Origin of the sequence: Pseudomonas sp. Irchel s3f10, from assembly GCF_900187515.1 — a bacterium.
Taxonomy (GTDB): Bacteria; Pseudomonadota; Gammaproteobacteria; order Pseudomonadales; family Pseudomonadaceae; genus Aquipseudomonas; species Aquipseudomonas tensinigenes.
The window spans coordinates 274,010-300,044 of the sequence record NZ_FYDZ01000002.1; the positions used below are offsets into that span (position 1 = coordinate 274,010).

The 26,035-nt window shown below is 59.3% G+C and carries 22 protein-coding genes and 2 tRNA genes; 18 read left to right on the forward strand and 6 right to left on the reverse strand.

The window, feature by feature from the left end; genetic code table 11:
* The first annotated feature begins 42 nt into the window (after positions 1–42).
* From CKW17_RS06390 to pdeM, 6 genes are all read left to right on the forward strand, one after another.
* On the forward strand, positions 43–771 hold the full coding sequence (locus CKW17_RS06390; protein WP_095119217.1) for an ABC transporter permease: 729 nt from the start codon (positions 43–45) through the stop codon (positions 769–771).
* Entirely contained in the window at positions 768–1,478 is a 711-nt protein-coding gene (locus tag CKW17_RS06395; RefSeq protein WP_016986412.1) for an ABC transporter permease, read from the forward strand. Before CKW17_RS06390 ends, CKW17_RS06395 begins: the two co-directional genes overlap by 4 nt.
* 13 nt (positions 1,479–1,491) lie before the next feature.
* Positions 1,492–2,610, forward strand: a complete 1,119-nt coding sequence (locus CKW17_RS06400; protein WP_095119218.1) for a succinylglutamate desuccinylase/aspartoacylase family protein — start codon at positions 1,492–1,494, stop codon at positions 2,608–2,610.
* 13 nt (positions 2,611–2,623) lie between these two features.
* Positions 2,624–3,388, forward strand: a complete 765-nt coding sequence (locus tag CKW17_RS06405) for an ABC transporter ATP-binding protein (protein WP_007918612.1) — start codon at positions 2,624–2,626, stop codon at positions 3,386–3,388.
* A gap of 196 nt (positions 3,389–3,584) precedes the next feature.
* Positions 3,585–6,074, forward strand: a complete 2,490-nt coding sequence (locus CKW17_RS06410; protein ID WP_095119219.1) for a ligase-associated DNA damage response DEXH box helicase — start codon at positions 3,585–3,587, stop codon at positions 6,072–6,074.
* Positions 6,071–6,727: a ligase-associated DNA damage response endonuclease PdeM gene (pdeM, locus tag CKW17_RS06415; protein WP_095119220.1), complete on the forward strand. Its 657-nt coding sequence runs from the start codon at positions 6,071–6,073 to the stop codon at positions 6,725–6,727. Before CKW17_RS06410 ends, pdeM begins: the two co-directional genes overlap by 4 nt.
* 46 nt (positions 6,728–6,773) lie before the next feature.
* Here pdeM and CKW17_RS06420 read toward each other — a convergent pair whose 3' ends face one another.
* Both CKW17_RS06420 and dcd read right to left on the reverse strand, forming a co-directional pair.
* Positions 6,774–6,983: a hypothetical protein gene (locus CKW17_RS06420; RefSeq protein ID WP_095119221.1), complete on the reverse strand. Its 210-nt coding sequence runs from the start codon at positions 6,981–6,983 to the stop codon at positions 6,774–6,776.
* A 106-nt stretch (positions 6,984–7,089) separates the two neighbouring features.
* A complete protein-coding gene (dcd, locus tag CKW17_RS06425; RefSeq protein ID WP_095119222.1) occupies positions 7,090–7,656 on the reverse strand; it encodes a dCTP deaminase in 567 nt (188 codons plus the stop codon).
* 355 nt (positions 7,657–8,011) lie between these two features.
* Here dcd and CKW17_RS06430 point away from each other — a divergent pair, with 355 nt between their 5' ends.
* Entirely contained in the window at positions 8,012–8,221 is a 210-nt protein-coding gene (locus CKW17_RS06430; protein WP_002554837.1) for a cold-shock protein, read from the forward strand.
* A 164-nt stretch (positions 8,222–8,385) separates the two neighbouring features.
* Here CKW17_RS06430 and CKW17_RS06435 read toward each other — a convergent pair whose 3' ends face one another.
* Positions 8,386–9,393 carry a DUF481 domain-containing protein gene (locus CKW17_RS06435; RefSeq protein ID WP_095119223.1) on the reverse strand — a complete coding sequence of 336 codons (1,008 nt, stop codon included), beginning with the start codon at positions 9,391–9,393 and terminating at the stop codon, positions 8,386–8,388.
* A 136-nt stretch (positions 9,394–9,529) separates the two neighbouring features.
* Here CKW17_RS06435 and CKW17_RS06440 point away from each other — a divergent pair, with 136 nt between their 5' ends.
* The 4 genes from CKW17_RS06440 (at position 9,530) to CKW17_RS06455 (ending at position 14,329) form a co-directional block, all read left to right on the forward strand.
* Positions 9,530–9,910, forward strand: a complete 381-nt coding sequence (locus tag CKW17_RS06440; protein ID WP_371850952.1) for an MGMT family protein — start codon at positions 9,530–9,532, stop codon at positions 9,908–9,910.
* Positions 9,911–9,953: 43 nt separating this feature from the next.
* On the forward strand, positions 9,954–11,513 hold the full coding sequence (locus CKW17_RS06445; RefSeq protein WP_095119224.1) for an AmpG family muropeptide MFS transporter: 1,560 nt from the start codon (positions 9,954–9,956) through the stop codon (positions 11,511–11,513).
* A 129-nt stretch (positions 11,514–11,642) separates the two neighbouring features.
* Positions 11,643–13,358 carry a proline--tRNA ligase gene (locus CKW17_RS06450; RefSeq protein WP_007918631.1) on the forward strand — a complete coding sequence of 572 codons (1,716 nt, stop codon included), beginning with the start codon at positions 11,643–11,645 and terminating at the stop codon, positions 13,356–13,358.
* 17 nt (positions 13,359–13,375) lie between these two features.
* Positions 13,376–14,329 carry a hypothetical protein gene (locus CKW17_RS06455; protein ID WP_095119225.1) on the forward strand — a complete coding sequence of 318 codons (954 nt, stop codon included), beginning with the start codon at positions 13,376–13,378 and terminating at the stop codon, positions 14,327–14,329.
* Positions 14,330–14,431: 102 nt separating this feature from the next.
* On the opposite strand, the gene dinB is transcribed toward CKW17_RS06455, so the two are convergent.
* The gene (gene dinB, locus CKW17_RS06460) at positions 14,432–15,493 is read right to left on the reverse strand and encodes a DNA polymerase IV (RefSeq protein WP_095119226.1); all 1,062 of its coding nucleotides are present in this window, start codon (positions 15,491–15,493) and stop codon (positions 14,432–14,434) included.
* Between the two features lie 280 nt (positions 15,494–15,773).
* Between dinB and CKW17_RS06465 the strand changes: the two genes are divergently transcribed.
* From CKW17_RS06465 to CKW17_RS06480, 4 genes are all read left to right on the forward strand, one after another.
* A tRNA-Met gene (locus CKW17_RS06465) sits at positions 15,774–15,850 on the forward strand.
* 221 nt (positions 15,851–16,071) lie between these two features.
* Positions 16,072–16,148, forward strand: a tRNA-Met gene (locus tag CKW17_RS06470).
* A 279-nt stretch (positions 16,149–16,427) separates the two neighbouring features.
* Positions 16,428–19,067: a bifunctional lysylphosphatidylglycerol flippase/synthetase MprF gene (gene mprF / locus CKW17_RS06475; protein WP_095119227.1), complete on the forward strand. Its 2,640-nt coding sequence runs from the start codon at positions 16,428–16,430 to the stop codon at positions 19,065–19,067.
* Positions 19,067–20,362: a virulence factor family protein gene (locus CKW17_RS06480; protein ID WP_095119228.1), complete on the forward strand. Its 1,296-nt coding sequence runs from the start codon at positions 19,067–19,069 to the stop codon at positions 20,360–20,362. The genes mprF and CKW17_RS06480 overlap by 1 nt, the downstream gene beginning before the upstream one ends.
* A 198-nt stretch (positions 20,363–20,560) precedes the next feature.
* On the opposite strand, the gene CKW17_RS30325 is transcribed toward CKW17_RS06480, so the two are convergent.
* Complete coding sequence (locus tag CKW17_RS30325; protein WP_176470042.1) at positions 20,561–20,707, reverse strand: hypothetical protein; 147 nt, start codon at positions 20,705–20,707, stop codon at positions 20,561–20,563.
* A 404-nt stretch (positions 20,708–21,111) separates the two neighbouring features.
* On the opposite strand from CKW17_RS30325, the gene CKW17_RS06485 reads away from it, so the two are divergent.
* Complete coding sequence (locus CKW17_RS06485; protein ID WP_176470046.1) at positions 21,112–21,426, forward strand: DUF3077 domain-containing protein; 315 nt, start codon at positions 21,112–21,114, stop codon at positions 21,424–21,426.
* A gap of 198 nt (positions 21,427–21,624) precedes the next feature.
* On the opposite strand, the gene CKW17_RS06490 is transcribed toward CKW17_RS06485, so the two are convergent.
* A complete protein-coding gene (locus CKW17_RS06490) occupies positions 21,625–23,526 on the reverse strand; it encodes a potassium transporter Kup (protein ID WP_095119230.1) in 1,902 nt (633 codons plus the stop codon).
* Positions 23,527–23,815: 289 nt separating this feature from the next.
* Here CKW17_RS06490 and rimO point away from each other — a divergent pair, with 289 nt between their 5' ends.
* Complete coding sequence (gene rimO, locus CKW17_RS06495; protein WP_034154944.1) at positions 23,816–25,153, forward strand: 30S ribosomal protein S12 methylthiotransferase RimO; 1,338 nt, start codon at positions 23,816–23,818, stop codon at positions 25,151–25,153.
* Between the two features lie 315 nt (positions 25,154–25,468).
* Complete coding sequence (locus CKW17_RS06500; RefSeq protein ID WP_095119231.1) at positions 25,469–25,942, forward strand: GNAT family N-acetyltransferase; 474 nt, start codon at positions 25,469–25,471, stop codon at positions 25,940–25,942.
* Positions 25,943–26,035: the final 93 nt, after the last annotated feature.

Sequence of the window (26,035 nt, forward strand, 5' to 3'; positions counted from 1 at the left end):
TCCTCGATGGGCGCCTTTTCCATCCGCTCAGGTTGCTGATTTATGTTCGAAAACCTCTTACAAGATCTGGGGCTCGCAGCCTTCAGCCTCAAGGGTTTTGGCCCTTTGCTGTTGGAAGGCACCTGGATGACCATCAAATTATCGGCGTTGTCGCTGCTGGTGGCCGTGTTGCTCGGCCTGCTCGGCGCCAGTGCCAAGCTGTCAAAAGTCAAACTGGTGCGCCTGCCCGCCCAGCTCTACACCACGCTGATTCGCGGGGTGCCGGATCTGGTGCTGATGCTGCTGATTTTCTACAGCCTGCAAACCTGGCTGACGTCCCTGACCGATTACCTGGAATGGGAATACATCGAAATCGACCCATTCAGCGCCGGGGTGCTGACCCTCGGCTTCATTTATGGCGCGTATTTCACCGAAACCTTCCGTGGCGCGATCCTCGCGGTGCCGCGCGGTCAGGTTGAAGCCGCCACCGCATACGGTCTCAAACGCGGTCAGCGCTTTCGCTTTGTGGTGTTCCCGCAAATGATGCGCTTTGCCCTGCCGGGTATCGGCAACAACTGGATGGTGATGCTCAAGGCCACCGCGCTGGTGTCGATCATCGGTTTGGCCGATCTGGTCAAAGCCGCGCAGGACGCCGGTAAAAGCACTTATCAACTGTTCTACTTCCTGGTTCTCGCCGCGTTGATCTATCTGCTGATCACCAGTGCCTCGAATTTCATCCTGCGCTGGCTCGAACGCCGCTACGCCGCCGGTGCCCGGGAGGCCGTACGATGATCGAACTTCTGCAGGAATACTGGCGCGCCTTCCTTTATACCGACGGCCAGAACATCACCGGGCTGGCGATGACGCTGTGGCTGCTCAGCGCCTCGATCTTCATCGGTTTCCTGGTGTCGATTCCGTTATCGATTGCGCGGGTTTCGCCGCACTTCTACATTCGCTGGCCGGTGCAGTTTTACACCTACCTGTTCCGTGGCACGCCGCTGTATATCCAGTTGCTGATCTGCTACACCGGGATCTACAGCCTCGCCGCCGTGCGTGCGCAGCCATTGCTCGACAGTTTCTTTCGCGATGCGATGAACTGCACAATCCTCGCCTTCGCCCTCAACACCTGCGCCTACACCACGGAGATTTTCGCCGGGGCGATCCGCAGCATGAACCACGGCGAAGTCGAAGCCGCCAAGGCTTACGGGCTAACCGGCTGGAAGCTGTATGCCTACGTGATCATGCCCTCGGCCCTGCGCCGATCGTTGCCGTATTACAGCAACGAAGTGATCCTGATGCTGCACTCGACCACCGTGGCCTTCACCGCGACCATCCCCGACATCCTGAAAGTCGCGCGGGACGCCAACTCGGCGACCTTCCTGACCTTTCAGTCGTTCGGCATCGCCGCGCTGATCTACCTGACCATTACCTTTGCGCTGGTCGGCCTGTTCCGCCTTGCCGAACGCCGATGGCTGGCCTTCCTCGGCCCGACTCACTAGGACAACTTCGCAAATGCGCCACCTGATCCATGACTTGCTGGCCCCGCTGCCGGGGACCGCACGACAGATCCACAGCTTCCACTTCGGCCCGGAGCAGGCCAAGGGCAAGGTCTACATCCAGTCTTCGCTGCATGCGGATGAACTGCCGGGCATGCTCGTCGCCTGGCACCTCAAGCAACGTCTGGCCGAGCTGGAAGCCGCCGGCCGCCTGCGCAGCCAAATCGTGCTGGTGCCGGTGGCCAACCCGGTCGGCCTCGAACAAGTGTTGATGGACGTACCGCTGGGCCGCTACGAACTGGAGAGCGGGCAGAACTTCAACCGCTGGTTCGTCGATCTCAGCGAAGAAATTGGCAACGCCATCGAAGGCAGGCTGAATGACGATCCGCAGCACAACCTCGAACTGATCCGCACACATCTGCGCAACGCCCTCGCCCGCCAGACCGCCAGCACGCAACTGCAATCCCAGCGTCTGACCTTGCAACGGCTGGCTTGCGATGCGGACATGGTGCTCGACTTGCACTGCGATTTCGAATCGGTGGTTCACCTCTACACCACGCCCGAAGCGTGGTCGCAGGTCGAACCGCTGGCGCGCTATATCGAAGCCCAGGCGAGCCTGCTGGCCACTGACTCCGGCGGTCAGTCGTTCGACGAATGCTTCACGCTGCTGTGGTGGCAATTGAAAGAGCGCTTCGGCGAACACTTCGAGATTCCGCTCGGCAGTTTCTCGGTGACCGTCGAGTTGCGCGGCCAGGGTGACGTCACCCATCCGCTGGCCAGTCGCGACTGCCAGGCACTGATCGATTATCTGATCCAGTCCGATGCGATCGTCGGCGAGACCAAGCCGCAACCGCCATTGCCGTTCCCGGCCACGCCTCTCGCGGGAGTCGAACCGGTGACCACCCCAGTCGGCGGCCTGCTGGTGTACACCGCCACGGCCGGGCAAGTGCTGGAGGCCGGACAGCAGATCGCCGAAATCATCGACCCGATCCACGACCGGATCACCCCTATTCATTGCACCAGCGCCGGCGTGATGTACGCCCGCTCGCTGCGACGCATGGCCACCGCCGGCATGGTCATCGCCCACGTCGCGGGCGCTGAAGCCTATCGCAGCGGCTACCTACTTTCGCCTTGAGGATGTCTGTCCCATGTACAAACTGACCGTTGAAGGCCTGCACAAAAGCTATGGCGACCATCAGGTGCTCAAAGGTGTTTCGCTCAAGGCCAAGACCGGCGACGTGATCAGCCTGATCGGCGCCAGCGGTTCGGGCAAAAGCACCTTTTTGCGCTGCATCAACTTTCTCGAACAACCCAACGACGGCGCCATGAGCCTCGATGGCCAGGCGATCCGCATGGTCACCGACCGCCACGGCATGCACGTCGCTGACGCCGATGAACTGCAACGTTTGCGCACACGGTTGGCGATGGTGTTCCAGCATTTCAACCTGTGGAGCCACATGACCGTGCTGGAAAACATCACCATGGCCCCGCGCCGGGTGTTGGGTTGCAGCAAACAGGAAGCCGATGATCGTGCGCGGCGTTATCTGGACAAGGTTGGTTTGCCGGCGCGGGTGGCGGATCAATATCCGGCGTTTCTCTCCGGCGGGCAGCAACAGCGCGTGGCGATTGCCCGGGCGTTGGCGATGGAGCCGGAGGTGATGTTGTTTGATGAGCCGACCTCGGCGCTCGACCCGGAACTGGTGGGGGAAGTGTTGAAGGTGATTCAGGGACTCGCCGAAGAAGGCCGGACGATGATCATGGTGACCCATGAGATGAGTTTCGCCCGGAAAGTCTCCAGCCAGGTGTTGTTCCTGCACCAAGGCCTGGTGGAAGAAGAAGGCGCCCCCGAAGAAGTGCTCGGCAACCCGAAAAGCGAACGCCTCAAGCAATTCCTCAGCGGCAATCTCAAATAACGCCGTACACAATCCCCCTGTAGGAGTGAGCCTGCTCGCGATAGCGTCATTACATCCAATACTAATGTGACTGACACACCGCTATCGCGAGCAGGCTCACTCCTACAAAAAGCACACCGTGCCAGCCTGAAAAATCAAACTTGTCGACCTGCCGCGCGGTCACTGGAAGAACACCTCCAGAGCGCGCGCAGCCCGCATGGCGAAATCCCCCGACCTGGCAAAAATCTGGTTCAGCGCCCGCGACTGGAAGCCGTTCGCCTTTCAGAAACAGGTGTGGGCGGCGGTCAAAAACGGTGAGTCCGGTCTGCTCCACGCCAGCACCGGTGCCGGCAAAACCTATGCCGTGTGGTTTGCCGCGCTCAATCGCTTCGCGCGCTCGCAGCCTCCTGTCGAAACCCCGCGCAAACGCAAATCGCCAGCCGAACCACTGACCGTGCTGTGGATCACCCCCATGCGCGCCCTCGCCGCCGACACCGCGCGCGCCTTGCAAGCGCCGGTCGATGACCTGCAACTGCCGTGGAGCATCGGTCTACGTACAGGTGACACCAGCAGCAGCGAGCGTGCCCGGCAGAGCCGACGTCTGCCGACCACGCTGATCACCACGCCGGAAAGCCTGACGTTGCTGCTCGCCCGTGCCGATGCCCAAGTGGCGCTGTCGACACTGCGCATGATCGTCGTCGATGAATGGCACGAACTGCTGGGCAACAAGCGCGGCGTGCAACTGCAACTGGCCCTCGCCCGCCTGCGGCATTGGCAACCTGAGCTGATCGTCTGGGGCGTGTCCGCCACCCTCGGTAATCAATCCCACGCCGAACAAGTGCTGATCCCACAGGGCGGCGGCGTCAGCATTCAGGGACAAAGCGAAAAAACACTGAAAGTCGACACCCTCCTCCCACCGGCCATTGAGCGTTTCCCCTGGGCCGGGCACATCGGTCTGAAAATGTTGCCGCAGGTCGTTGCTGAACTGGAGGCCTGCGCCAGCACCTTGGTCTTCACCAATACTCGGGCGCAGTCGGAAATCTGGTATCAGGCGCTGCTTGAAACACGGCCGGACTGGGCCGGATTGATTGCTCTGCATCACAGCTCACTGTCCAGAGATACCCGCGACTGGGTGGAGCAGGCATTGAAAAACGGGCAGTTGAAAGCCGTGGTCTGCACCTCAAGCCTGGATCTGGGCGTGGATTTCCTGCCCGTCGAGCGCGTGCTGCAAATCGGCTCGGCCAAAGGTGTTGCGCGCCTGATGCAACGCGCCGGTCGCTCAGGCCACGCACCAGGATGCACGTCGCGAGTGACATTGGTGCCGACCCACAGCCTTGAGTTGATCGAAGCCGCCGCAGCCCGCGATGCCGTCGAGCAACGACGCATCGAGCCGCGCCTGTCACCGTACAAACCGCTGGATGTGCTGGTGCAACATTTGGTCAGCATGGCGTTGGGTGGAGGATTTTTACCCGATGAGTTGTACGAAGAAGTCCGCGGCGCCTGGGCTTATCGTGACCTGACAGCCGCCGATTGGGCTTGGGCGCTGGCTTTCGTACGCCATGGCGGGATGTCTCTGACAGCCTATCCGGATTATCGCCGGGTCGAACCGGACGAGCACGGTGTCTGGCGCGTACCGGACGCGCGATTGGCGCGGCGCCATCGCATGAGCATCGGCACCATTGTCAGCGACGCGAGCATCCATCTGAAATTCTGGAGCAAGGGTGGCGGTGGCAAGCAGTTGGGCAGTGTCGAGGAAGGCTTCATCGCGCGACTTAAACCGGGTGATGGCTTTCTGTTTGCCGGACGTTTGCTGGAGCTGGTGCGGGTGGAAAACATGACCGCTTACGTCAAACGCAGCACCGCGAAGAAAGCCGCCGTACCACGCTGGAATGGCGGGCGGATGCCTCTTTCCAACGAATTGGCCGAAGCCGTGGTCAGGCGCTTCAGTACGGCGGCACAGGGTGAGTTCGTCGGCCCGGAAATGCAGGCCTTGCGACCGTTGCTGGAAACCCAGATGCGCTGGTCGGGCTTGCCCACCACAGACAATCTGTTGGCCGAAGTGCTGAAATCCCGGGAAGGCTGGCACCTTTTCCTCTATCCGTTTGCCGGACGCCAAGTGCATCTGGGCCTGGCGAGCCTGTTGGCATGGCGCGTCAGTCAACGGCAGCCCGTGACATTTTCCATCGCGGTGAACGATTACGGTCTGGAATTGCTCAGCGCTACGCCGATCGATTGGGCCGAGTACTTGAATGCCGATCTCTTCAATGCCGATGATTTATTAGCGGACGTTCTGGCCAGTCTGAACGCCGGGGAACTGGCATTGCGGCGTTTTCGCGAGATCGCGCGGATTGCCGGGCTGGTCTTCGCCGGCTATCCAGGTGCGCCGAAAAGCACCCGACAGGTGCAGGCGTCCAGCGGCCTGTTCTTCGAAGTGTTCAAACAATACGACGCCGACAATCTGTTACTGGCGCAGGCCGGGGAAGAAGTCCTACGAGAAGAACTGGATATTCGTCGCCTGGAACAGACATTGGAGCGGATCAACGGGATGAAACTGGATGTGCATCAGCTCAAACGTCCTACACCGCTAGGGTTTCCGTTGCTGGTGGAGCGCATGCGCGAAAGCATGAGTTCGGAAAAACTCGCTGACCGGATCCGGCGGATGGTGGGTGATCTCGAGAACAGCGCCGACAAGGATAAATCCGCATGAATTCAGGCTATCCGGTGCGTCTGGCCGACGAAGAACTTTGGCTTTTGCCGGAGAAAGCCATGTATTGGCCCGCACAACAGGTGCTGCTGATTGCCGATGTGCATTTCGGCAAAGCCGCGGCTTACCGCAGTCTTGGTCAACCGGTCCCGCATGGCACCACGGCGAGCAATATCGCCGTGATTGATCAGCTGCTGACAAAGCTGCCCTGCCGCTTATTGATCTTTCTCGGCGATTTCCTGCACGGGCCCGGCTCTCATGCCCCGGGCACGCTGAGCGCGCTGGCGCAATGGCGTGCGCGCCACGCGGAGCTGCCGATGACGCTGATTCGCGGCAACCACGACAAACGCGCTGGTGATCCGCCTGAATCGCTGAACATCCGTGTAGTGCCGGAACCGCTGCTGCTCGGGCCATTCGCCTTGCAGCATGAGCCGGACCCACATCCCGAAAGGCATGTGCTGGCCGGCCATGTGCACCCGGTCTATCGGCTAAATGGCAAGGGTCGGCAGAGTTTGCGTCTGGCGTGTTTCAGGCTCGGAGAACGCATCAGTCTGCTGCCGGCATTTGGCGCCTTTACTGGGGGGTATTTAGTCGAGAAGGATGAAGGCTGCAGAATCTTCGTCACCGGCGACAACGAAATATGGCCAGTCAGTTGAAGTCTCTGCAGACCTCATCTGACTGGCCATTCATTTTCAATGCAGATCAGGCAACCGGTGCCGGTGGTGGCTCGTCCGGAAGGGTCGGTTCGCCCGGCTCGGTCGGTTGTTCGTTGGGGGTATCGGGATCGGGCTGTCCGGGAATTCCGCCGGCCATGCTCAGCGCCGGATGCGCCAGCAATGACCAGGCCAATACGCCAATCTGATTGGGCTCGAGCCTTGCCAGTTCGGCAGTGATTTGCGGATCGATCTTCATAGGGCACTCCTCGGCGAAGGCCCGTTTTGCCGAAAGCAAAACGGGCAGTACACCCCATAGAGTGTCTGCCCGCCAAAGAATTCCCGCGATCTGTCGGATGGACCGATCAGGTACGCGGCAGGGTCACGCCACGCTGGCCCTGATACTTGCCGCCACGATCCTTGTAGGACACTTCACATTGCTCGTCGGATTCGAGGAACAGCATCTGCGCCACGCCTTCGTTGGCGTAGATTTTCGCCGGCAGATTAGTGGTGTTGGAGAATTCAAGCGTCACGTGACCTTCCCACTCAGGCTCGAGCGGCGTGACGTTAACGATGATGCCGCAACGCGCGTAGGTGCTTTTACCCAGGCAGATGGTCAGCACATTGCGTGGAATACGGAAATATTCGACGGTGCTGGCCAGGGCGAAAGAGTTCGGCGGGATGATGCAGACGTCGCTGTGGACGTCGACGAAGCTGCCCGGGTCGAAGTTTTTCGGGTCGACGATGGACGAGTTGATGTTGGTGAACACCTTGAAGTGATTGGTGCAACGTACATCGTAGCCATAGCTCGATACACCGTAGGAGATCACACGGCTGTCGTCGCTGCCGCGCATCTGGCGCTCGACGAACGGTTCGATCATGCCGTGTTCCTGCGCCATGCGGCGAATCCACTTGTCCGATTTGATGCTCATGGCGGGGGTGTCCTGAATAGCGAGGTGGAAAAATTCTGTCCCGCATCTTACCGGGCGCGCCGCCGGGTTCAAAGTGCGGGCTGCAATTCTCGCCGAACACCCATGAAATACGGGGTTTGGCGACGAACCGTCACACCGCCGATCCCGAAAACAGAGAAACCTTCGCAAGAAGCATTGGCACTTCTCGGAAACTGGGTTAAGGTGGCGTCACTGTGTTGCTTGTGTCACTGAGAATCTCTACACGATATGTTGAATTTCGATCCAACCATCTACAAGAATTTTTCCTGCTCTTTGCACTCAGTCTCGGCCAGGGTTCTTCCTGAGTCGCAGTTATCTTTGTTCAAGGAGTTACACCATGTCTAATCGCCAAACCGGTACCGTTAAGTGGTTCAACGATGAAAAAGGCTTCGGCTTCATCACTCCACAATCCGGTGACGACCTGTTCGTTCACTTCAAAGCTATCCAATCCGACGGCTTCAAAAGCCTGAAAGAAGGCCAACAGGTTTCTTTCATCGCTACCCGCGGTCAGAAAGGCATGCAAGCTGAAGAAGTACAAGTTATCTAACTTGTAGCTTCTTTAGAAAAGAGCCCCGCCCTTAAAAGCGGGGCTTTTTTGTGGGCGTCTGTTTTTCAGCTCGCAAAAAAAGATCGCAGCCTTCGGCAGCTCCTACAGGATGTACATCAATCCTCTGTAGGAGCTGCCGAAGGCTGCGATCTTTTGCTTGCGCCTTACCAGGCCACGCCAAACCCGGCGGTATAACGGGTCTTGTTCAGATCGGCATCGTTGGTGCCACTGATGATGTCGCGCTCAGCCTTGAGGTTGAGCGACGCCCAGTCGGTGACCTTGTAACGCAGCCCCAATTCAGCATCCAGTGCGTAATCAGCAACTCCGGACAGTGGTTTGCCCACTTCACCGTTGGTGAAGAACTCGACTTTCTTGCCAATCAGGTAACGGTTGTAATCCCACTTCATCGCGACGGAATAGAAATTGTCCTTGCTGCCATCGCGATACTCGTAGTCTGTACGGTTGAGCAGCGAGCCCAGCGAGAACGCACCCAACTCATCATCCCAGAACTGGTAGCCGGGACCGGTACCGACCACGCGCTGGCGCGCCAGCTCTTCGATGTGATCGCGCTTGTAGTTCAGGCGACCCTGCCAGAACCATTGATCGGTGAGAAAACGGTCCAGTGCATATTCGGCGCGCCAGTTGTTGGTAGTGGTTTCGTCGTCCTGCACTTCGCGGTTGTACTCACCTTCGGCGGTATGACGCCAGCGACCATGACGCGCCGTGGTCTTGAAGCCAACATCGTAGTCGTCGGTGTCCTTCTCGGCGCGCTGATAGTCCAGCGCCAGGTCGACATTGCCCTTCCACACCAGATCCTCGACCACCGGTTTCGGCTTGAGAATCTGCTGAATGCTCGCCAGCTCGACGGTTTTCGGCGCCTCACCGTTGGCCAGGGTGACCTTGCCATCTTCGGCGGCGGTCAGCGACTTGGACACTTCGCCAGTGTAGGCATCCTGCTTGACCAGCAAGTGCTGATCACTGTCCAGGGTTTTGACCTCTTTCCAGTCAATCGTGACCGCACCGGCATATTTGGTCTGGATCAACAGCTTGCCGCCATCGAACACGGTAATAGTGCCGCTCAACTTGTCACCGTTCTTCAACCAGACGGTGTCGGCAAGCAGGGGCGTGGACGCGCTGAAAACAGCAAGGCACAGCAAGGATCTGGAAAACATAAGCGAATCTATGGCTCAAGTTTGCGAAAAGGTCGGCATTATCCGTAGGAATAAGACCCTGACAAGGACTGACCGGACGATTTCCAATGAGTTCATTTCTCAACTACGCAGCGACGGATTACCCTTCAAGCATCAAATCCGCCCATGTTCAGGAACCGCGCCCGTGACAGAGCAGCCCCACGACCGTGACAGTGAAGCGCAAATCCGACGCACGGCGCTCTACTCCACCCTTGCTCAAGTGCCCGAAGGCAAAGTCGTCAGCTATGGTCAGTTAGCTGAACTTGCCGGGTTGGGGCGCGCCGCCCGCTGGGTCGGCCGCACCTTGAGTCAGTTGCCAGGCGATACAAAACTGCCCTGGCACCGTGTACTGGGCGCCGGCGGTCGGATCAGCCTGCCGGTGGGCAGCCCATCGGGCGATGAACAACGGGCCCGATTGCGCATGGAAGGCATCACCGTCCTGAACAATCGTGTGGATATTCAGCGCCATGGCTGGCGTCCGGTAGAGCACAGCGGTTAGAGTGCGCGCTTTGTTTTCGCAATCTTGAGGCAGACTTCAGCCCATGCCCCGTAAAACCTGGCGCGCCGCGCTAGCCGCTTATGCCAGTCCTTCGACGCTCGTGCTGTTGTTGCTCGGTTTCGCCGCCGGCCTGCCGTACATGCTGGTGTTTTCAACGCTTTCCGTCTGGCTTCGTGAGGCCGGTGTGGCCCGTGAAACCATCGGCTATGCCAGCCTGATCGGTCTGGCCTATGCGTTCAAATGGGTCTGGTCACCTTTGCTCGACCAATGGCGTCTGCCGTTGCTGGGCAAGCTTGGCCGTCGCCGTTCGTGGCTGGTGCTCTCACAAGCCCTGGTGATTCTCGGCCTGATCGGCATGGGTTTCTGCGATCCGCAGAAGCATCTGTCCTGGCTGATCGCCATTGCAGTCGTCGTCGCTTTCGCCTCCGCCACTCAAGATATTGCGGTGGATGCCTATCGCCTGGAAATCGCCGAAGACAACCGTCAGGCCGCCCTCGCCGCCAGTTATATGTCCGGCTACCGTGTCGCTGCACTGCTGGCGACGGCCGGCGCCTTGTTCTTCGCGGAAGGCTTCGGCTCTACCGGCTTCAATTATCAGCATTCAGCCTGGGCCGGCACTTACGCGCTGTTCGGCGCACTGATGATTCCCGCGCTGCTGACCACGCTGTTGATGCGCGAGCCACCGGTTCCGCTACGCACGCAGTTGCAGGCCGGGCGCTACACCTTCATGCATCAGTTGATGTCCGTTTTTGTGCTGATCGTTCTGTTGGTCTCCGTGCCGGCAATGTTCACCCAGCTCTACAACACTGATTTCGCCAGCGTGCTGTTCGGTGACATGAGTCCGCTTGACCTGCTGCTGGAAGACCGCGCTTTCCTGCGCGCGATTCTCTACACACTGCTCACCGGTCTGTGCCTGTCGACCATGGGCCGTCGCGGCCTGGCGCCGGTGCTGACGCCGGTCAATGACTTCATTCTGCGCTATCGCTGGCAGGCGCTGCTGCTGCTCGGCCTGATCGCCACCTATCGAATGTCGGACACGGTGATGGGCGTCATGGCCAACGTGTTCTATATCGATCAGGGTTTCACCAAGGATCAGATTGCCAGCGTCAGCAAGATCTTCGGCCTGATCATGACGCTGGTTGGCGCCGGCATGGGTGGCCTGCTGATCGTGCGCTTCGGCATTCTGCCGATCCTGTTCATCGGCGGCGCGGCCTCGGCAGCCACCAACCTGCTGTTCGTCATGCTCGCCGACATGGGCCCGAACCTGCAGATGCTGATGGTGACCATTTCCCTCGACAACTTCAGCTCGGGCCTGGCGACGTCGGCGTTTGTTGCCTATCTGTCGAGCCTGACCAACCTGAAGTTCTCCGCCACGCAATACGCCCTGCTTAGCTCGATCATGCTGCTGCTACCGCGCCTGATGGGCGGGTATTCGGGGGTTTTGGTGGAAAAGTTCGGCTATCACAGCTTCTTCCTGATCACCGCCCTGCTCGGCGTGCCGACGCTGATTCTGATCGCGTTGCACTGGTTCCAGGAAAGCCGCCGCGAAGGCCCAACGCCAACGCCCGAGCCTGTGCCGACGCCGGCCACAGAAGAATCGTAAGACGTTTCGCCGACGGCGGGAGGAATCCCGCCGTCGCGCCTCCCCACTGACCTCACGCCTGTACGTCGGCAAAACTCGCCGGTACACTGCGGAGTCATTTCCAGTCATAGCAACCGACAACGGCCAACCATGCGCACCAGTCAATTTTTGCTCGCCACACAGAAAGAAACGCCTTCCGACGCGGTCGTGATCAGCCATCAGCTGATGCTGCGCGCCGGCATGATCCGCAAACTCGCCTCCGGCCTGTACACCTGGCTGCCGATGGGCTTGCGGGTAATGCGCAAGGTTGAAGCCATCGTTCGCGAAGAGATGAACGCTGCCGGCTCTCTCGAAGTGTTGATGCCGAGCACCCAACCGGCCGAGCTGTGGCAGGAATCGGGACGCTGGGAAGAATATGGCCCTGAGCTGCTGCGCATCAAAGACCGCCACGGTCGCGACTTCTGCGCGGGCCCGACCCACGAAGAAGTGATCACCGATCTGATGCGCAACGAGTTGAGCAGCTACAAACAGCTGCCAATCAACCTGTACCAGATCCAGACCAAATTCCGTGACGAAATCCGCCCACGCTTCGGTTTGATGCGTGGCCGTGAATTCATCATGAAGGACGCGTACTCGTTCCACGCTGATCAAGCCTCGTTGCAGGTCACTTATGACCGTATGCACCAGGCCTACTGCAACGTGTTCAGCCGTCTTGGCTTGAAATTCCGTCCGGTTGAAGCCGACAACGGTTCGATCGGTGGCGCCGGCTCGCACGAATTCCACGTACTGGCCGAGTCCGGCGAAGACGATATTGTCTTCAGCAACGGCTCCGATTACGCGGCGAACATCGAAAAAGCCGAAGCGGTGCCACGCGAAACTTCGCGCGCTGCTGCGACCGAAGAACTGCGTCTGGTCGATACCCCAGACACAAAAACCATCGCGGCGCTGGTGGAAAAATTCAATCTGCCGATTGAAAAGACCATCAAGACCCTGATCGTGCGTGCCGAAGAAGAAGGCAAGCTGATCGCGCTGGTCATCCGTGGCGACCACGAACTCAACGAAATCAAGGCTGCCCAGCAACCAGGCGTGGCCAGTCCGCTGGTCATGGCCACCGACGCCGAACTGCGTGACGCCATTGGCGCCGGCGCCGGTTCGCTCGGCCCGCTGAACCTGCCGCTGCCAATCATCATCGACCGTTCGGTCGAGCTGATGAGCGACTTCGGTATCGGCGCAAACATCGACGACAAGCACTACTTCGGCGTGAACTGGGAGCGTGATCTGCCGGTTCCAACCGTGGCTGACCTGCGTAACGTAGTCGCCGGTGACCCAAGCCCGGACGGCAAAGGCACGCTGGAAATCAAGCGCGGCATCGAAGTCGGGCACATCTTCCAGCTGGGCAACAAGTACAGCAAGGCGATGAAGTGCGAAGTGCTGGGCGAGAACGGCAAGCCAGTCACCCTGGAAATGGGTTGCTACGGTATCGGCGTGTCCCGCGTGGTGGCTGCGGCCATCGAGCAGAACAACGACGAAAACGGCATCATCTGGAGCGACACCTTGGCGCCGTTCCAGATCGCTCTGGTACCGCTGCGTTATGAAACCGAGCAGGTGCGCGAAGCCACCGACAAGCTGTACGCCGAACTGACGGCAGCCGGCTTCGAAGTGCTGCTGGACGATCGCGACAAGAAAACCAGCCCGGGCATCAAATTCGCGGACATGGAGCTGATCGGCATTCCTCACCGGATCGTGGTCAGCGACCGCGGCCTCGCCGAAGGCAACCTGGAATACAAGAGCCGTACCGAAGGCGAAGCGCAAGCATTGCCGGTGGCCGACGTATTGTCCTTCCTGCAGGCCCGTATCCGCCGCTGAAACCAGATAGAGACGTCATGTTCAAGCGAAACACCTTAGGCCTCGGAGGCACCGCCCTGTGCGGTGCCCTGCTGGTCAGCGGCTGTGCCAATCACATGTCACAACGCAGCGAGCACGAAGAGCGGGTCGAGCGAAAGTTGCTCGACCATAGCCTGCAGATTGATGTCGGTGAGCCCAAGGCGCTTGAGCTGCCGCAGCGACGTGTGAAAATCAACGAACAGAAGACTTTCGAAGTCACCGAGTTCGAAGTGACGCGTCGCTACGATCGCTACACGCCCTACCAGCCTTGGCGGGAGGTCTACGAGATTCCGCTGGGCGCGGTGGCCGTAGTCGGTGGCGTCGGCGCCAACGTGGTCAACGTGTTTGCCCTCGGCAATCTGCCGGACAGCGTGACCAAAGACTGGCTGAGCTACGGTTTTGCCGGGCTCAACCCGTTCATGAACGTGCAGTCCAACGGTCGTGCGCAGCAGAATCTGGCCGGCATCGATGAAGTCCAGCGCGACAAGCGCACGGAGTATTCGAGCCTGCCATGGAGCGAGCGCCCGGTGCAGGTCAAGGCTGGCAAGCAGACCTTCGACATGACCACCGATCGCAACGGTGTTCTGCGCTTGAACCTGCTCGACAGTCCGTTTGCCGAAAATGACCTCAATCATGTCGGCAAACTGCAGATCAGCGTCGAAGACGCCAAGGATGACGTGCATTCTGATTCATCGCTGATGATCAGCAGTCATCTGCGTGGCAAGTTGCTGGAAGCGCACGGGCTGATTTACGACGACCTGGAAGACGACGAAGTGAGCCAGTGGGTACACCGGGTCAAACGTCTGTCGGAACTGGGTCTGGAAGAAGAAGCCAGCGAACTGGAACAAAGCCTGATCGAACTGACGCGCAACGATCCTGAGTTGCAGACCGAGTTTCTCAAGTCGCTGACCAAGGATGCCGGGCGCCTGGTGGCTGATCCGGGGCCGAACTAAAAGCTAAAAGCTTCGCGAGCAGGCTCGCTCCCACAGGGTGGAATACATTCCAAATGTGGGAGCGAGCCTGCTCGCGAAGAGGCCCTGACAAACACCGCAAATCTACCGTTCAAACAACTCCATCTGCTCAAACCCGCCGCGCAAATCCTCCAGCCTCACCCCAACTCCCAACAACCGCACCGGTTTCCCGCCGCGATTGAACGCCTGCGTCAGCATCAACTGATAACTGCCCAGATCCCGCCCTGCCCCGGCCTGCTCCAGCGTCGTCTGGGTAAAATCATGAAACTTCACTTTGACGAACGGCTTGCCCGGCCGATAACTGCTGTCGATCCGCGCCATGCGGGTTTTCAGGGTTTCCAGCAGCTCTGGCAGTTTGTCGAGGCAACTGCGCAGATTCGGCAGATCAACGTCGTAGGTATTTTCCACGCTGATTGACTGACGCCGACTGTCGTTGTGCACCAACCGGTCATCGATCCCACGGGCCAGACTCCACAGTCGCTCGCCAAAACTGCCGAATTCGCGCACCAGCGCCAGCTTGTCCCACTCGCGCAGGTGTTGGCAGTCGACGATGCCGAGTTTGCCGAGCTTGTCGGCGGTGACCTTGCCGACGCCGTGCAACTTGCTCACCGGCAAACCGCTGACGAAGTCCTCGACCTGATCCGGGGTAATAACGAACAGCCCGTTGGGCTTCTTCCAGTCACTGGCGATCTTCGCTAGAAACTTGTTCGGTGCCACGCCAGCGGAAACGGTGATGTGCAATTGATTGGAGACCCGCCGACGAATGTCCTGGGCGATGCGCGTGGCACTGCCGCCAAAATGCGCGCTGTCCGAGACGTCCAGATAGGCCTCATCCAGCGACAGCGGCTCGATCAGGTCGGTGTAATCGGCAAAGATCGTATGAATCTCTTTCGAAGCCTCGCGATACGCATCCATACGCGGCTTGACGATGGTCAGGTCCGGGCACAGTTTCAAGGCATGCCCCGACGCCATCGCCGAACGCACGCCATACGCGCGCGCTTCATAGTTGCAGGTGGCGATCACCCCGCGCCGGTCCGCCGAACCGCCCACTGCCAACGGCTTGCCGGCCAGACGCGGGTCATCGCGCATCTCGATGGCGGCGTAGAAACAGTCGCAGTCAATGTGGATGATTTTTCGCTGAGTCATGTCAGAAAAGGAAACGTGGCGAACCGGATCGGCAGTATCTCACTGACACCTGTATATAGCACCAGTGGTATGAATGTTCTTTCCAGGCGGTAGGAAATGTCCTTTGAATTTATTTTCTCAATCGACGAGCGGCCGCCAATAGAGCTGAAAGCCTTACCCCGCCTGACCTGTAGCGTGACAAACACCCAGAAAAAATCGCTAACCGATTGAACCTCAACAGTTTTTATCCAGATTGCGGGTTGACACCCCGGCGTTCCTCTGTAGAATGCCGACACACAGACGCGGGATGGAGCAGTCTGGTAGCTCGTCGGGCTCATAACCCGAAGGTCGTCGGTTCAAATCCGGCTCCCGCAACCAAACATCAAAAAAGGCTACTCGAAAGAGTGGCCTTTTTTGTGCGCGTCCGTTTTGTGGATTTCCTCTTCTTATAGAGAAGGATCGCCAAACAGGAATTCTTTGCATTTCCGAAACTTAACGCACCACCTGCGACCGTTTGACGCGATTTCACACTTATTTGACCCTTTACGGGATTAGCGGTTGACACCCCGTCGTTCGTCTGTAGAATGCCGCCACACAGACGCGGGATGGAGCAGTCTGGTAGCTCGTCGGGCTCATAACCCGAAGGTCGTCGGTTCAAATCCGGCTCCCGCAACCAAACATCAAAAAAGGCTACTCGAAAGAGTGGCCTTTTTTGTATCTGTTGAAAAAGTCCTTTCGCAACAATGATCTGTCACTGTGCAGTGAACCGCTTGGGATCTTCAGAAGTGCTGACTTGCGACTATGCTTGAGTCGCAGGCCAGGCCTCTGCAATCCAGGAACTGCCCTCGCCGATACCCGGTGAGAGGCGTAGTATTTTGTGATTATTTTTTTCTACAGGGATTGGTAACTTGGCTGGATACCTCCATCCTGTCGCGCACAATCCAAGAGGTGATTGATGCGCGCCAACTCGTCTGATCCACAAGACACCGTCACAGCGGAACATCCGATCAAACCCGAGCGTTTGCGCTTGCTGGATCGGTTGAGCAAATACCGACAACCGATTGGTCTGGCGGTGACTTTGCTGCTGTTCGCCATTGCGCTGATTGCCTGTCGTCATCTGCTCGCCGAACTCGATCTCGATGCACTGCACGACTCGATTCTCGACGTGCCGAAACCCGCGCTGATCGGCGCCTTCGGTGCGACCGTGGTCGGCTTCATTATTCTGCTCGGCTACGAATGGTCGGCCAGCCGCTATGCCGGCGTGACCTTGCCACCGCGCACATTGGCGCTGGGCGGATTCACCGCGTTTGCGATTGGCAATGCAATCGGTCTGTCGCTGCTGTCCGGCGGCTCGGTTCGCTACCGTTTATATGCACGATTGGGTCTGGGGGCGTCGGAAGTCGCGCACATGACCTTGTTCGCCAGTTTGTCGCTGGGCTGCGCCTTGCCGCCGCTGGCTGCATTGGCAACGCTGAGTGACCTGCCGGCGGCCTCCCAGGCCTTGGGGCTTTCCGAAGGCCTGCTCGGCACGGTCGCCGCTGTCGTGCTGGCGCTTGGCGCCGTACTGGCTATCGGTATCTACCGTCGGCGCCTGCCGGAACAACCGTTGCGCGACAACCTGCTGGTCAGGGTTGGCCGCCGCACGCTGCGCTTGCCGGGGCGTCGCCTGACCTTCCTGCAACTGATCATTACCGCCCTCGACGTTGCGGCTGCCGCCACGGTCCTTTATCTGTTGCTGCCGGAAGCGCCGCCGTTCGGCGCGTTCCTGCTGGTGTATCTGCTGGCACTGGCTGCCGGTGTACTCAGCCATGTGCCGGGCGGCGTCGGTGTGTTCGAAGCGATTCTGCTGGCCGCTTTCGCCGACAAGCTCGGTGCCGCACCACTGGCCGCGGCGCTGCTGCTGTATCGCCTGATCTACGTGGTGTTGCCGCTGCTGGTGGCCTGCGTATTCCTGCTGATCAACGAAGGTCAGCGCCTGTTTCAGACTCAGACCATGCGCGCCGCGTCTGGTCTGGCCGCGCCGATTCTGGCGGTGCTGGTGTTCCTCTCCGGTGTGGTGCTGCTGTTTTCCGGCGCCACTCCCGAGATCGACACACGCTTGGAGCACATCGGTTTTCTGATCCCGCATCGTCTGGTCGACGCTTCGCACTTTGGCGCCAGCCTTATCGGCGTACTGTGCCTGATGCTCGCCCAGGGTCTGCGTCGTCGCCTGTCCGCCGCGTGGATGCTGACCACCATTCTGCTGCTGGTCGGCGCCCTGCTCTCGCTGCTTAAAGGCTTCGACTGGGAAGAAGCGACGCTGATGACCCTGACGGCTGCGCTGCTCGGTGTGTTCCGTCGCTCATTCTATCGCCCGAGCCGCCTGACCGAACTGCCCTTCTCGCCGCTGTACCTGGTAGCCAGCCTGTGCGTCCTCGGTGCATCGACGTGGCTGCTGCTGTTCGCCTATCAAGACGTGCCCTACAGCCATCAACTGTGGTGGCAGTTCACCCTCGACGCTGACGCGCCACGTGGCCTGCGTTCGCTGCTCGGCGCTGCCGTGCTGCTGCTGGTAATCGCCCTCACCTGGCTGCTGCGCACCGCGCGCCCGGTCATTCACCTGCCGACGCCTGACGAACTCGATCGCGCGGCGAAGATTCTGATGGCCTCGTCGCAACCCGACGGCGGCCTCGCACTGACCGGTGACAAGGCGTTGCTGTTTCACCAGAACGACGAAGCGTTCCTGATGTACGCGCGCCGTGGCCGCAGCCTGGTGGCGCTGTACGACCCGATCGGCCCCGGCCAGCAACGCGCCGAGATGATCTGGCAATTCCGCGACCTCTGCGATATTCACCACGCCCGCCCGGTGTTCTACCAGGTGCGCGCGGAGAACCTGCCGTACTACATGGACATCGGCCTGACCGCGATCAAACTCGGCGAAGAAGCCCGGGTCGATCTGCTGCGCTTTGACCTGGAAGCCAAGGGCAAAGAGATGAAGGACCTGCGTTACACCTGGAACCGTGGCACCCGCGACGGTCTGTCGCTGGAGATCCACGAGCCGGGGCAGGCGCCGATGGATGAGCTGAAAGTGATTTCCGATGCGTGGCTGACCGGCAAGAACGTGCGTGAGAAAGGCTTCTCCCTCGGCCGTTTCAGCGACGATTACCTGAAGCATTTCCGCATCGCGGTGATTCGCTTCGAAGGCCGCCCGGTGGCGTTCGCCAACTTACTTGAGACGTACAGCCATGACCTGGCCAGTCTCGACCTGATGCGCGCACACCCGGACGCCCCCAAGCTGACCATGGAATTCATGATGGTCGGCCTGATTCAACACTATAAGAGTCACGGATACGCGCGTTTCAGCCTGGGCATGGTGCCGTTGTCGGGGTTGCAACCCCGGCGTGGTGCACCGCTGACCCAGCGTCTGGGCTCGATGGTTTTCCGCCGTGGTGAGCAGCTCTACAACTTCCAAGGCTTGCGCCGCTTCAAAGACAAGTTCCAGCCTGACTGGGAACCCCGTTATATGGCCGTGCCCGCCGGACTCGATCCGCTGGTGGCGCTGGCCGACACTGCTGCCCTGATCGCGGGCGGCTTGACTGGATTGGTGAAACGCTGATGATTCAACGCTCCCTGAAGTACATCCTGGCCGCACTGATCGTGCTGGCCGTGATTGCCGGCGGCGGTTTCTGGTACCTCAAACGTCCGGCACCAGAACCGACGCTCGAACCTGTTACGGCGGCAGACGGCACCGTTTTGACCCGCGTCATCCCCGGCACCAAGCCCAAGGCGCAGGTGCTGGTCGCAGTCAACGACGACCAGAAACTCTCTGAAAAACAACTGACCACCCTGAGCCGCAGCGCCTCGGCGCAAATCGTTCAGGTGATTCTGCCCAAGGACTGCCTGCTGCAAAGCCGCGCCCTGCAAACCGGTCTGCGCGAACTGAACGGCCCGGCTACGCTGGTCAGCGGTATCGGCCCAGGCGCTGTGCTGGCCTGGCGCTGGTTGTCCGAGCAAAAGGACGACAAGGCCCAAGCGATTTCCGTGGACCTGGCGCTGGAAAAACCCGGCTGCACTCACCTGTTGCCAAAATCCGCCGCCCACGGCCACTGGCTGGTCGCGTGGAACGACAACCCGGACGACGCCAGCGCAGGTTTCGTACGCGATCAACCAAACGCCGAAACCAGCATCAGCGACTACGACATCAACCTGCCGCAAGTGCTGAACAACGAACTGCGCAAAATCCTCGTCGGCGGCGACAAGGCCAACGGCGGTCTGGCGATCCCGGTGGTTGAAGTGCCGGCCGGTCAGGCCAAGGACACCGTGACCCTGTTCCTCTCCGGTGACGGCGGCTGGCGCGACCTCGACCGCGACGTAGCCGGTGAAATGGCCAAGATCGGCTACCCGGTCGTCGGCATCGACACCCTGCGCTACTACTGGCAGCACAAGAGCCCGGAGCAAAGCGCACTCGACCTGACCGAACTGATGCAGCACTACCGGCAGAAATGGGGCACCAAACGCTTCATCCTCACCGGCTACTCGTTCGGTGCTGACGTTCTGCCGGCGATCTACAACCGACTGCCGGATACCGAGCAGCAACGTGTAGACGCGATCATCCTGCTGGCCTTCGCCCGCACCGGCAGCTTCGAAATCGAAGTCGAAGGCTGGCTGGGTAACGCCGGCAAAGAAGCCGCCACCGGACCGGAGATGGCCAAGCTGCCAGCGGCCAAGGTCGTGTGCATCTACGGTGAAGAAGAGACCGATGAAAGTGGCTGCACGGACAAGACTGCTGTTGGCGAGGCAGTGAAGCTGCCTGGCGGCCACCACTTCGACGAGAACTACCCGGCGCTGGCCAAGCGTTTGGTGGACTTGATCGAGAAGCGCCAGAGCAAGGACTCGGTCGCCGAAGAGTGATCTGAGCCGCCCCCACAAAAAGCCCCCGCAACTTCACGGTTGCGGGGGCTTTTTACATCTCGGACGATGAACCCCTTCCCCTGTAGGAGTGAGCCTGCTCGCGATAGCGCAGTGTCAGCCACCTATTTGCCAACTGACACACCGCTATCGCGAGCAGGCTCACTCCTACAAGGGAATTGCGCTGGACTCAAATAATCGTCAGTCCTGGCAGGCGTACCTTGCCCGCATATCGTCATGACTGATCGCTTGAGCCGGATCGAGGTTGATCAATCGTTCCATCGCTTCGGCTTCAATTCGAAGGTTCTCGAGATCATCATGCTTTTCTTGTTCCGATGATGCCGTCATACATGCCTCGCTCATTTGCACACGCCAGTTCGTGTCAGACGTTTAGTATCGTTTACTTCCAGTCTCGCAATATCAGATGACGCCCACAGACCTTGTAGGCAAACTCCGAAACTCTTGTTGGGGCGCTGTGCCGCTCTATTGCGCTGTTTTTCGACGGGATACTCTCCGGATGTCGCTGACCCATTCAGCGATCGGGCTTGGTAACCCGGTGGAATAAGGCGCAACAGCGCACCCGACACGACTCAGGCGAAATCCCGTCCGAGCCCCAGTGTTATGGCAGCTGTGCGTGGGACGCTTTCGGGCGTGCCGGTTTCCTTGATTCCCCGGTTTACCAACCTGCGCACAGCTGCCACCCATTCGCTTGGTATCGGATGCGGCAGCTCTCGAAATCAAGGGAACTGACAATGAACAATCCATCTGATCTTAAAACCATCGGCTTCACCCCCTTCCTCTACAACTCGGATCAAGCGTTCTTCAACGTCCGCGCCGGCATCCCGATCATCGAGGCCTTGTCCCAATCCTCCGACCTGCTATCCCTCGCCAAATCCTTCGCCGAGGATGCGGCTTTCATCAGAGACACCGACCACCATGCCTGGGCTGCGCATTACCTGACAGTGATGGGCAAGGCTTTGCTTGATGATGTGATTCAGGCGTTGATCCCAAGACCTGCTCGCACAAAGACCGAGTCTGAAGCTGATCTGCCTGAACGCACCTCTTGATTCAATCCAATACCCTGTGGGAGCGAGCTTGCTCGCGAAAGCGGTGGATCAGTTAAAAGATTTGTCGACTGACACTACGCCTTCGCGAGCAAGCTCGCTCCCACAGGGGATTTGTGGTGGGTTTGAAGTTTATGTGCAGGTACAAAAAAGCCCCCGCCAACCACAAGGCTGACGAGGGCTTTTCAGTTGAGGTCAGGCTTACATCTCCACCTGCGTCCCCAACTCAATCACCCGATTCAACGGCAAATTAAAGAACCGCAAATTCCCATTGGCATTCTTCAACATGAACGCAAACAGCGCTTCACGCCAACGCGCCATCCCCTCAAGTTTCGAGGCAATCACCGTTTCGCGGCTGAGGAAGTAGGTTGTGCGCATCGGGCTGAAGTCCAGATCATCCAGATGACACAGCTTCAGCGCCTGCGGCACGTCCGGCTCGTCGGTGAAGCCGAAGTGCAGGATCACCCGGAAGAAGCCTTCACCGTGGGCTTCGACTTCGAAGCGTCGCGATGGCGGCACACGCGGGATGTCTTCGTAGACCACGGTCAGCAACACCACTTGCTCATGCAGCACCTGGTTGTGCAGCAGGTTGTGCAACAGCGCATGCGGCACGGCGTCGGAGCGTGCGGTGAGGAACACGGCGGTGCCCTGCACACGATGCGGCGGTTGCACGCGAATGCTGCTGATAAAGATCGGCAGCGGCAGCGCTCCTTCGTCGAGGCGATCGACGAGCAGTTCCTTACCGCGCTTCCAAGTGGTCATCAGGACAAACAGCACAATACCCGCCAACACCGGGAAGGCACCGCCCTGGATGATCTTCGGTACGTTGGCAGCAAAGAACAAACCATCGACCAACAGGAACCCGAGCAGAATCGGCACCGCCAACAGCGGCGGCCATTTCCATAGCAGCAGGATCACCGCCGACACCAGGATGCTGGTGATCAGCATCGTGCCGGTCACGGCCACACCGTAAGCAGACGCCAACGCGCCCGAGGATTCGAAGCCGATGACCAGCAGGATCACGCCCACCATCAGCGCCCAGTTCACCGCGCCGATGTAAATCTGGCCCTGTTCGGCACTGGACGTGTGCTGAATGTGCATGCGCGGAATGTAGCCGAGCTGGATGGCCTGACGAGTCAACGAGAACGCGCCGGAAATCACCGCCTGCGAAGCAATGACCGTGGCCAGGGTCGACAACACCACCAACGGCACCAGTGCCCAGTTCGGTGCCAGCAGGTAGAACGGGTTACGCGCCGCTTCCGGGTTTTCCAGCAGCAACGCGCCCTGACCGAAGTAGTTCAGCACCAGGGCCGGCAGCACCAGAATCAGCCAGGCGCGGGCGATAGGCTTGCGGCCGAAGTGCCCCATGTCGGCGTAAAGGGCTTCGGCACCGGTCAGCGCCAGCACAACCGCACCGAGGATCGCTACGCCCATGCCAGGATGTACGATGAAGAAACGCACGCCCCACACCGGGTTCAATGCGCTCAGCACTTCAGGGTGCTTGACGATACCGTTGACACCCAGAGTGCCCAGCACCAGAAACCACGCCACCATTACCGGGCCAAACAACTTGCCGATGCGATCGGTGCCGTGTTTCTGAATCAGGAACAAGGCCACCAGTACGATCAACGACAGTGGCACCACCCAACGCTCAAGCCCGTCGAAAGCCAGCTCCAGACCTTCAACCGCCGACAATACGGAGATGGCCGGCGTGATCATGCTGTCGCCGTAAAACAGCGCGGCACCGATCAGGCCCAGAATCACCAGCACCGTTTGCAGTTTCGGGTAGCGGCTGGATGCACGTCGCGCCAGAGCGGTCAGCGCCATGATCCCACCTTCCCCCTGGTTGTCAGCGCGCAGTACGAACAACACGTATTTGATGGTGACGACCCAGATCAGCGACCAGAAAATCAACGACAGAATCCCGAAGACTCCATCGTGGTTGACCGGCACACCATAATGACCTGCGAAGACTTCTTTGAGGGTGTACAGCGGGCTAGTGCCAATGTCGCCGTAAACCACCCCGACCGCGGCGACCAGCATGCCGATCGGCTTTGCCGTCGAATTCTCGGCGCCCGCCGCATGACTACTTGCCTGACCCATCCAACACTCCTACTTCTCAGAACCGGCTTCTTGAATGAAGCACTATGCTTTGTGGTGCAGCATGCGCTGTTTTACCTGTTGTTACAGACGTTTTGTTGACTGTAAAAAATTGGTAAAGCTCAACGGCGCGAAGCATAGCGCAGCACTCGTCGTATTTCCCTGCATAAAGCTGGTCAAGTGCGTTGCCCGCCGCTAGAATTGCGCACTTTTTGATCAGAGGCGCGCCCTAAGCGCCCGTCCGTCGGCTTTCGCACCAAGAAAGCGATGTCACAAAATACCGAGGTTAGACATGTCCACCACTCCTGCGCCGGCCAATCCAAAGGTTGGCTTTGTATCTCTGGGTTGCCCGAAAGCACTGGTCGACTCCGAGCGCATCCTGACCCAGCTGCGCATGGAAGGTTATGACGTGGTGTCCACCTATCAGGACGCCGACGTTGTAGTCGTCAACACCTGCGGTTTCATCGATTCGGCCAAGGCTGAATCTTTGGAAGTGATCGGCGAAGCGATCAAGGAAAACGGCAAGGTCATCGTCACCGGTTGCATGGGCGTCGAAGAAGGCAACATCCGCAACGTGCACCCGAGCGTACTGGCCGTGACCGGTCCGCAGCAGTACGAGCAAGTGGTCAACGCCGTGCACGAAGTGGTGCCACCGCGTAAGGATCACAACCCGCTGATCGACCTGGTGCCGCCGCAAGGCATCAAACTGACCCCGCGCCACTACGCCTACCTGAAGATTTCCGAAGGCTGCAACCACAGCTGCTCGTTCTGCATCATCCCGTCGATGCGCGGCAAACTGGTCAGCCGTCCGGTGGGTGATGTGCTCGACGAAGCTCAGCGTCTGGTCAAATCCGGCGTTAAAGAGTTGCTGGTCATTTCCCAAGACACCAGCGCCTACGGCGTTGACGTGAAATACCGCACCGGTTTCTGGAACGGCGCGCCGGTGAAAACCCGCATGACCGAGCTTTGCGAAGCTTTGAGCACTTTGGGCGTCTGGGTCCGCTTGCATTACGTTTACCCGTACCCGCACGTTGACGAGCTGATCCCGCTGATGGCTGCCGGCAAGATCCTGCCGTACCTGGACATCCCGTTCCAGCACGCCAGCCCGAAAGTGTTGAAGTCGATGAAACGCCCGGCCTTCGAAGACAAGACCCTGGCGCGGATCAAGAACTGGCGCGAAATCTGCCCGGACCTGATCATCCGTTCGACCTTCATCGTCGGCTTCCCGGGCGAAACCGAAGAAGACTTCCAGTACCTGCTGAACTGGCTGACCGAAGCCCAGCTCGACCGCGTCGGCTGCTTCCAGTACTCGCCGGTTGAAGGCGCTCCAGCCAATGATCTGGATCTGGAGATCGTACCGGACGACGTCAAGCAGGATCGTTGGGATCGCTTCATGGCGCACCAGCAAGCGATCAGCTCGGCACGCCTGCAAATGCGTATCGGCCGTGAAATCGAAGTGCTGGTGGACGAAGTCGACGAGCAAGGCGCGGTCGGCCGCTGCTTCTTCGATGCCCCGGAAATCGATGGCAACGTGTTTATTGATAACGGCAGCAATCTGAAGCCGGGTGACAAGGTCTGGTGCAAGGTTACTGACGCTGACGAATATGACCTGTGGGCTGAGCAGATCTAAGGTCAAAAGCCCCTCACCCCAGCCCTCTCCCAAAGGGAGAGGGAGCTGACCGTGTTGTTCTTTCGAGGTACATCGACCTGAGCTATCCGGTCGAACTCAGGTTTGAAAAGCACGAAGCTCAGCTCCCTTCCCCCTCGCCCCCTTGGGGGAGAGGGTTGGGGTGAGGGGGAGAGATCTTGCTGGCGACAGAAGTATCCAGCCAGACACCGCAACAAATACACAAAGCCCCGCTCTTTTTACGAGATGCGGGGCTTTTTTACGGCTATCGTTTAGCGGGGGACGGACTCCCTTGAAACGGACAAGAGGCAGACGGGCATGCGTCACCATTCGGTCATCCACACGCCGAAACTCAGCGATTATCAGGAACTGACCCGGGTCTGGGAGGCCTCGGTTCGCGCAACCCATGATTTTCTGCCGGACAGCTATATCGAGCTGCTGCGCAATCTGGTGCTCAACCGCTATCTCGATGCGGTGATGCTGATCTGCACCAAGGACGCCAACCAGCGCATCACCGGGTTTGCCGGGGTCGCGGCGGGGAAGATTGAAATGCTGTTCATCGACCCGGATTTTCGCGGCCAGGGCCTGGGCAAAAAATTGCTTAACTACGCCATGCAGCACCTGAACGCCGATGAATTGGACGTCAACGAGCAGAACCCGCAAGCCTTGGGGTTCTACTTCAAGCAAGGTTTCGAGGTCATCGGCCGCTCGGAGGTCGATGGCATGGGCCAGCCGTATCCGTTGCTGCACATGCGCTTGCGCCAGAATCAGCAGCGCTCCAGCAACGGCTGACACAACACAACCCAATGTAGGAGTGAGCCTGCTCGCGATAGCGCCAGATCAGCCACCATCAATGTCGAATATCAGATGGCTATCGCGAGCAGC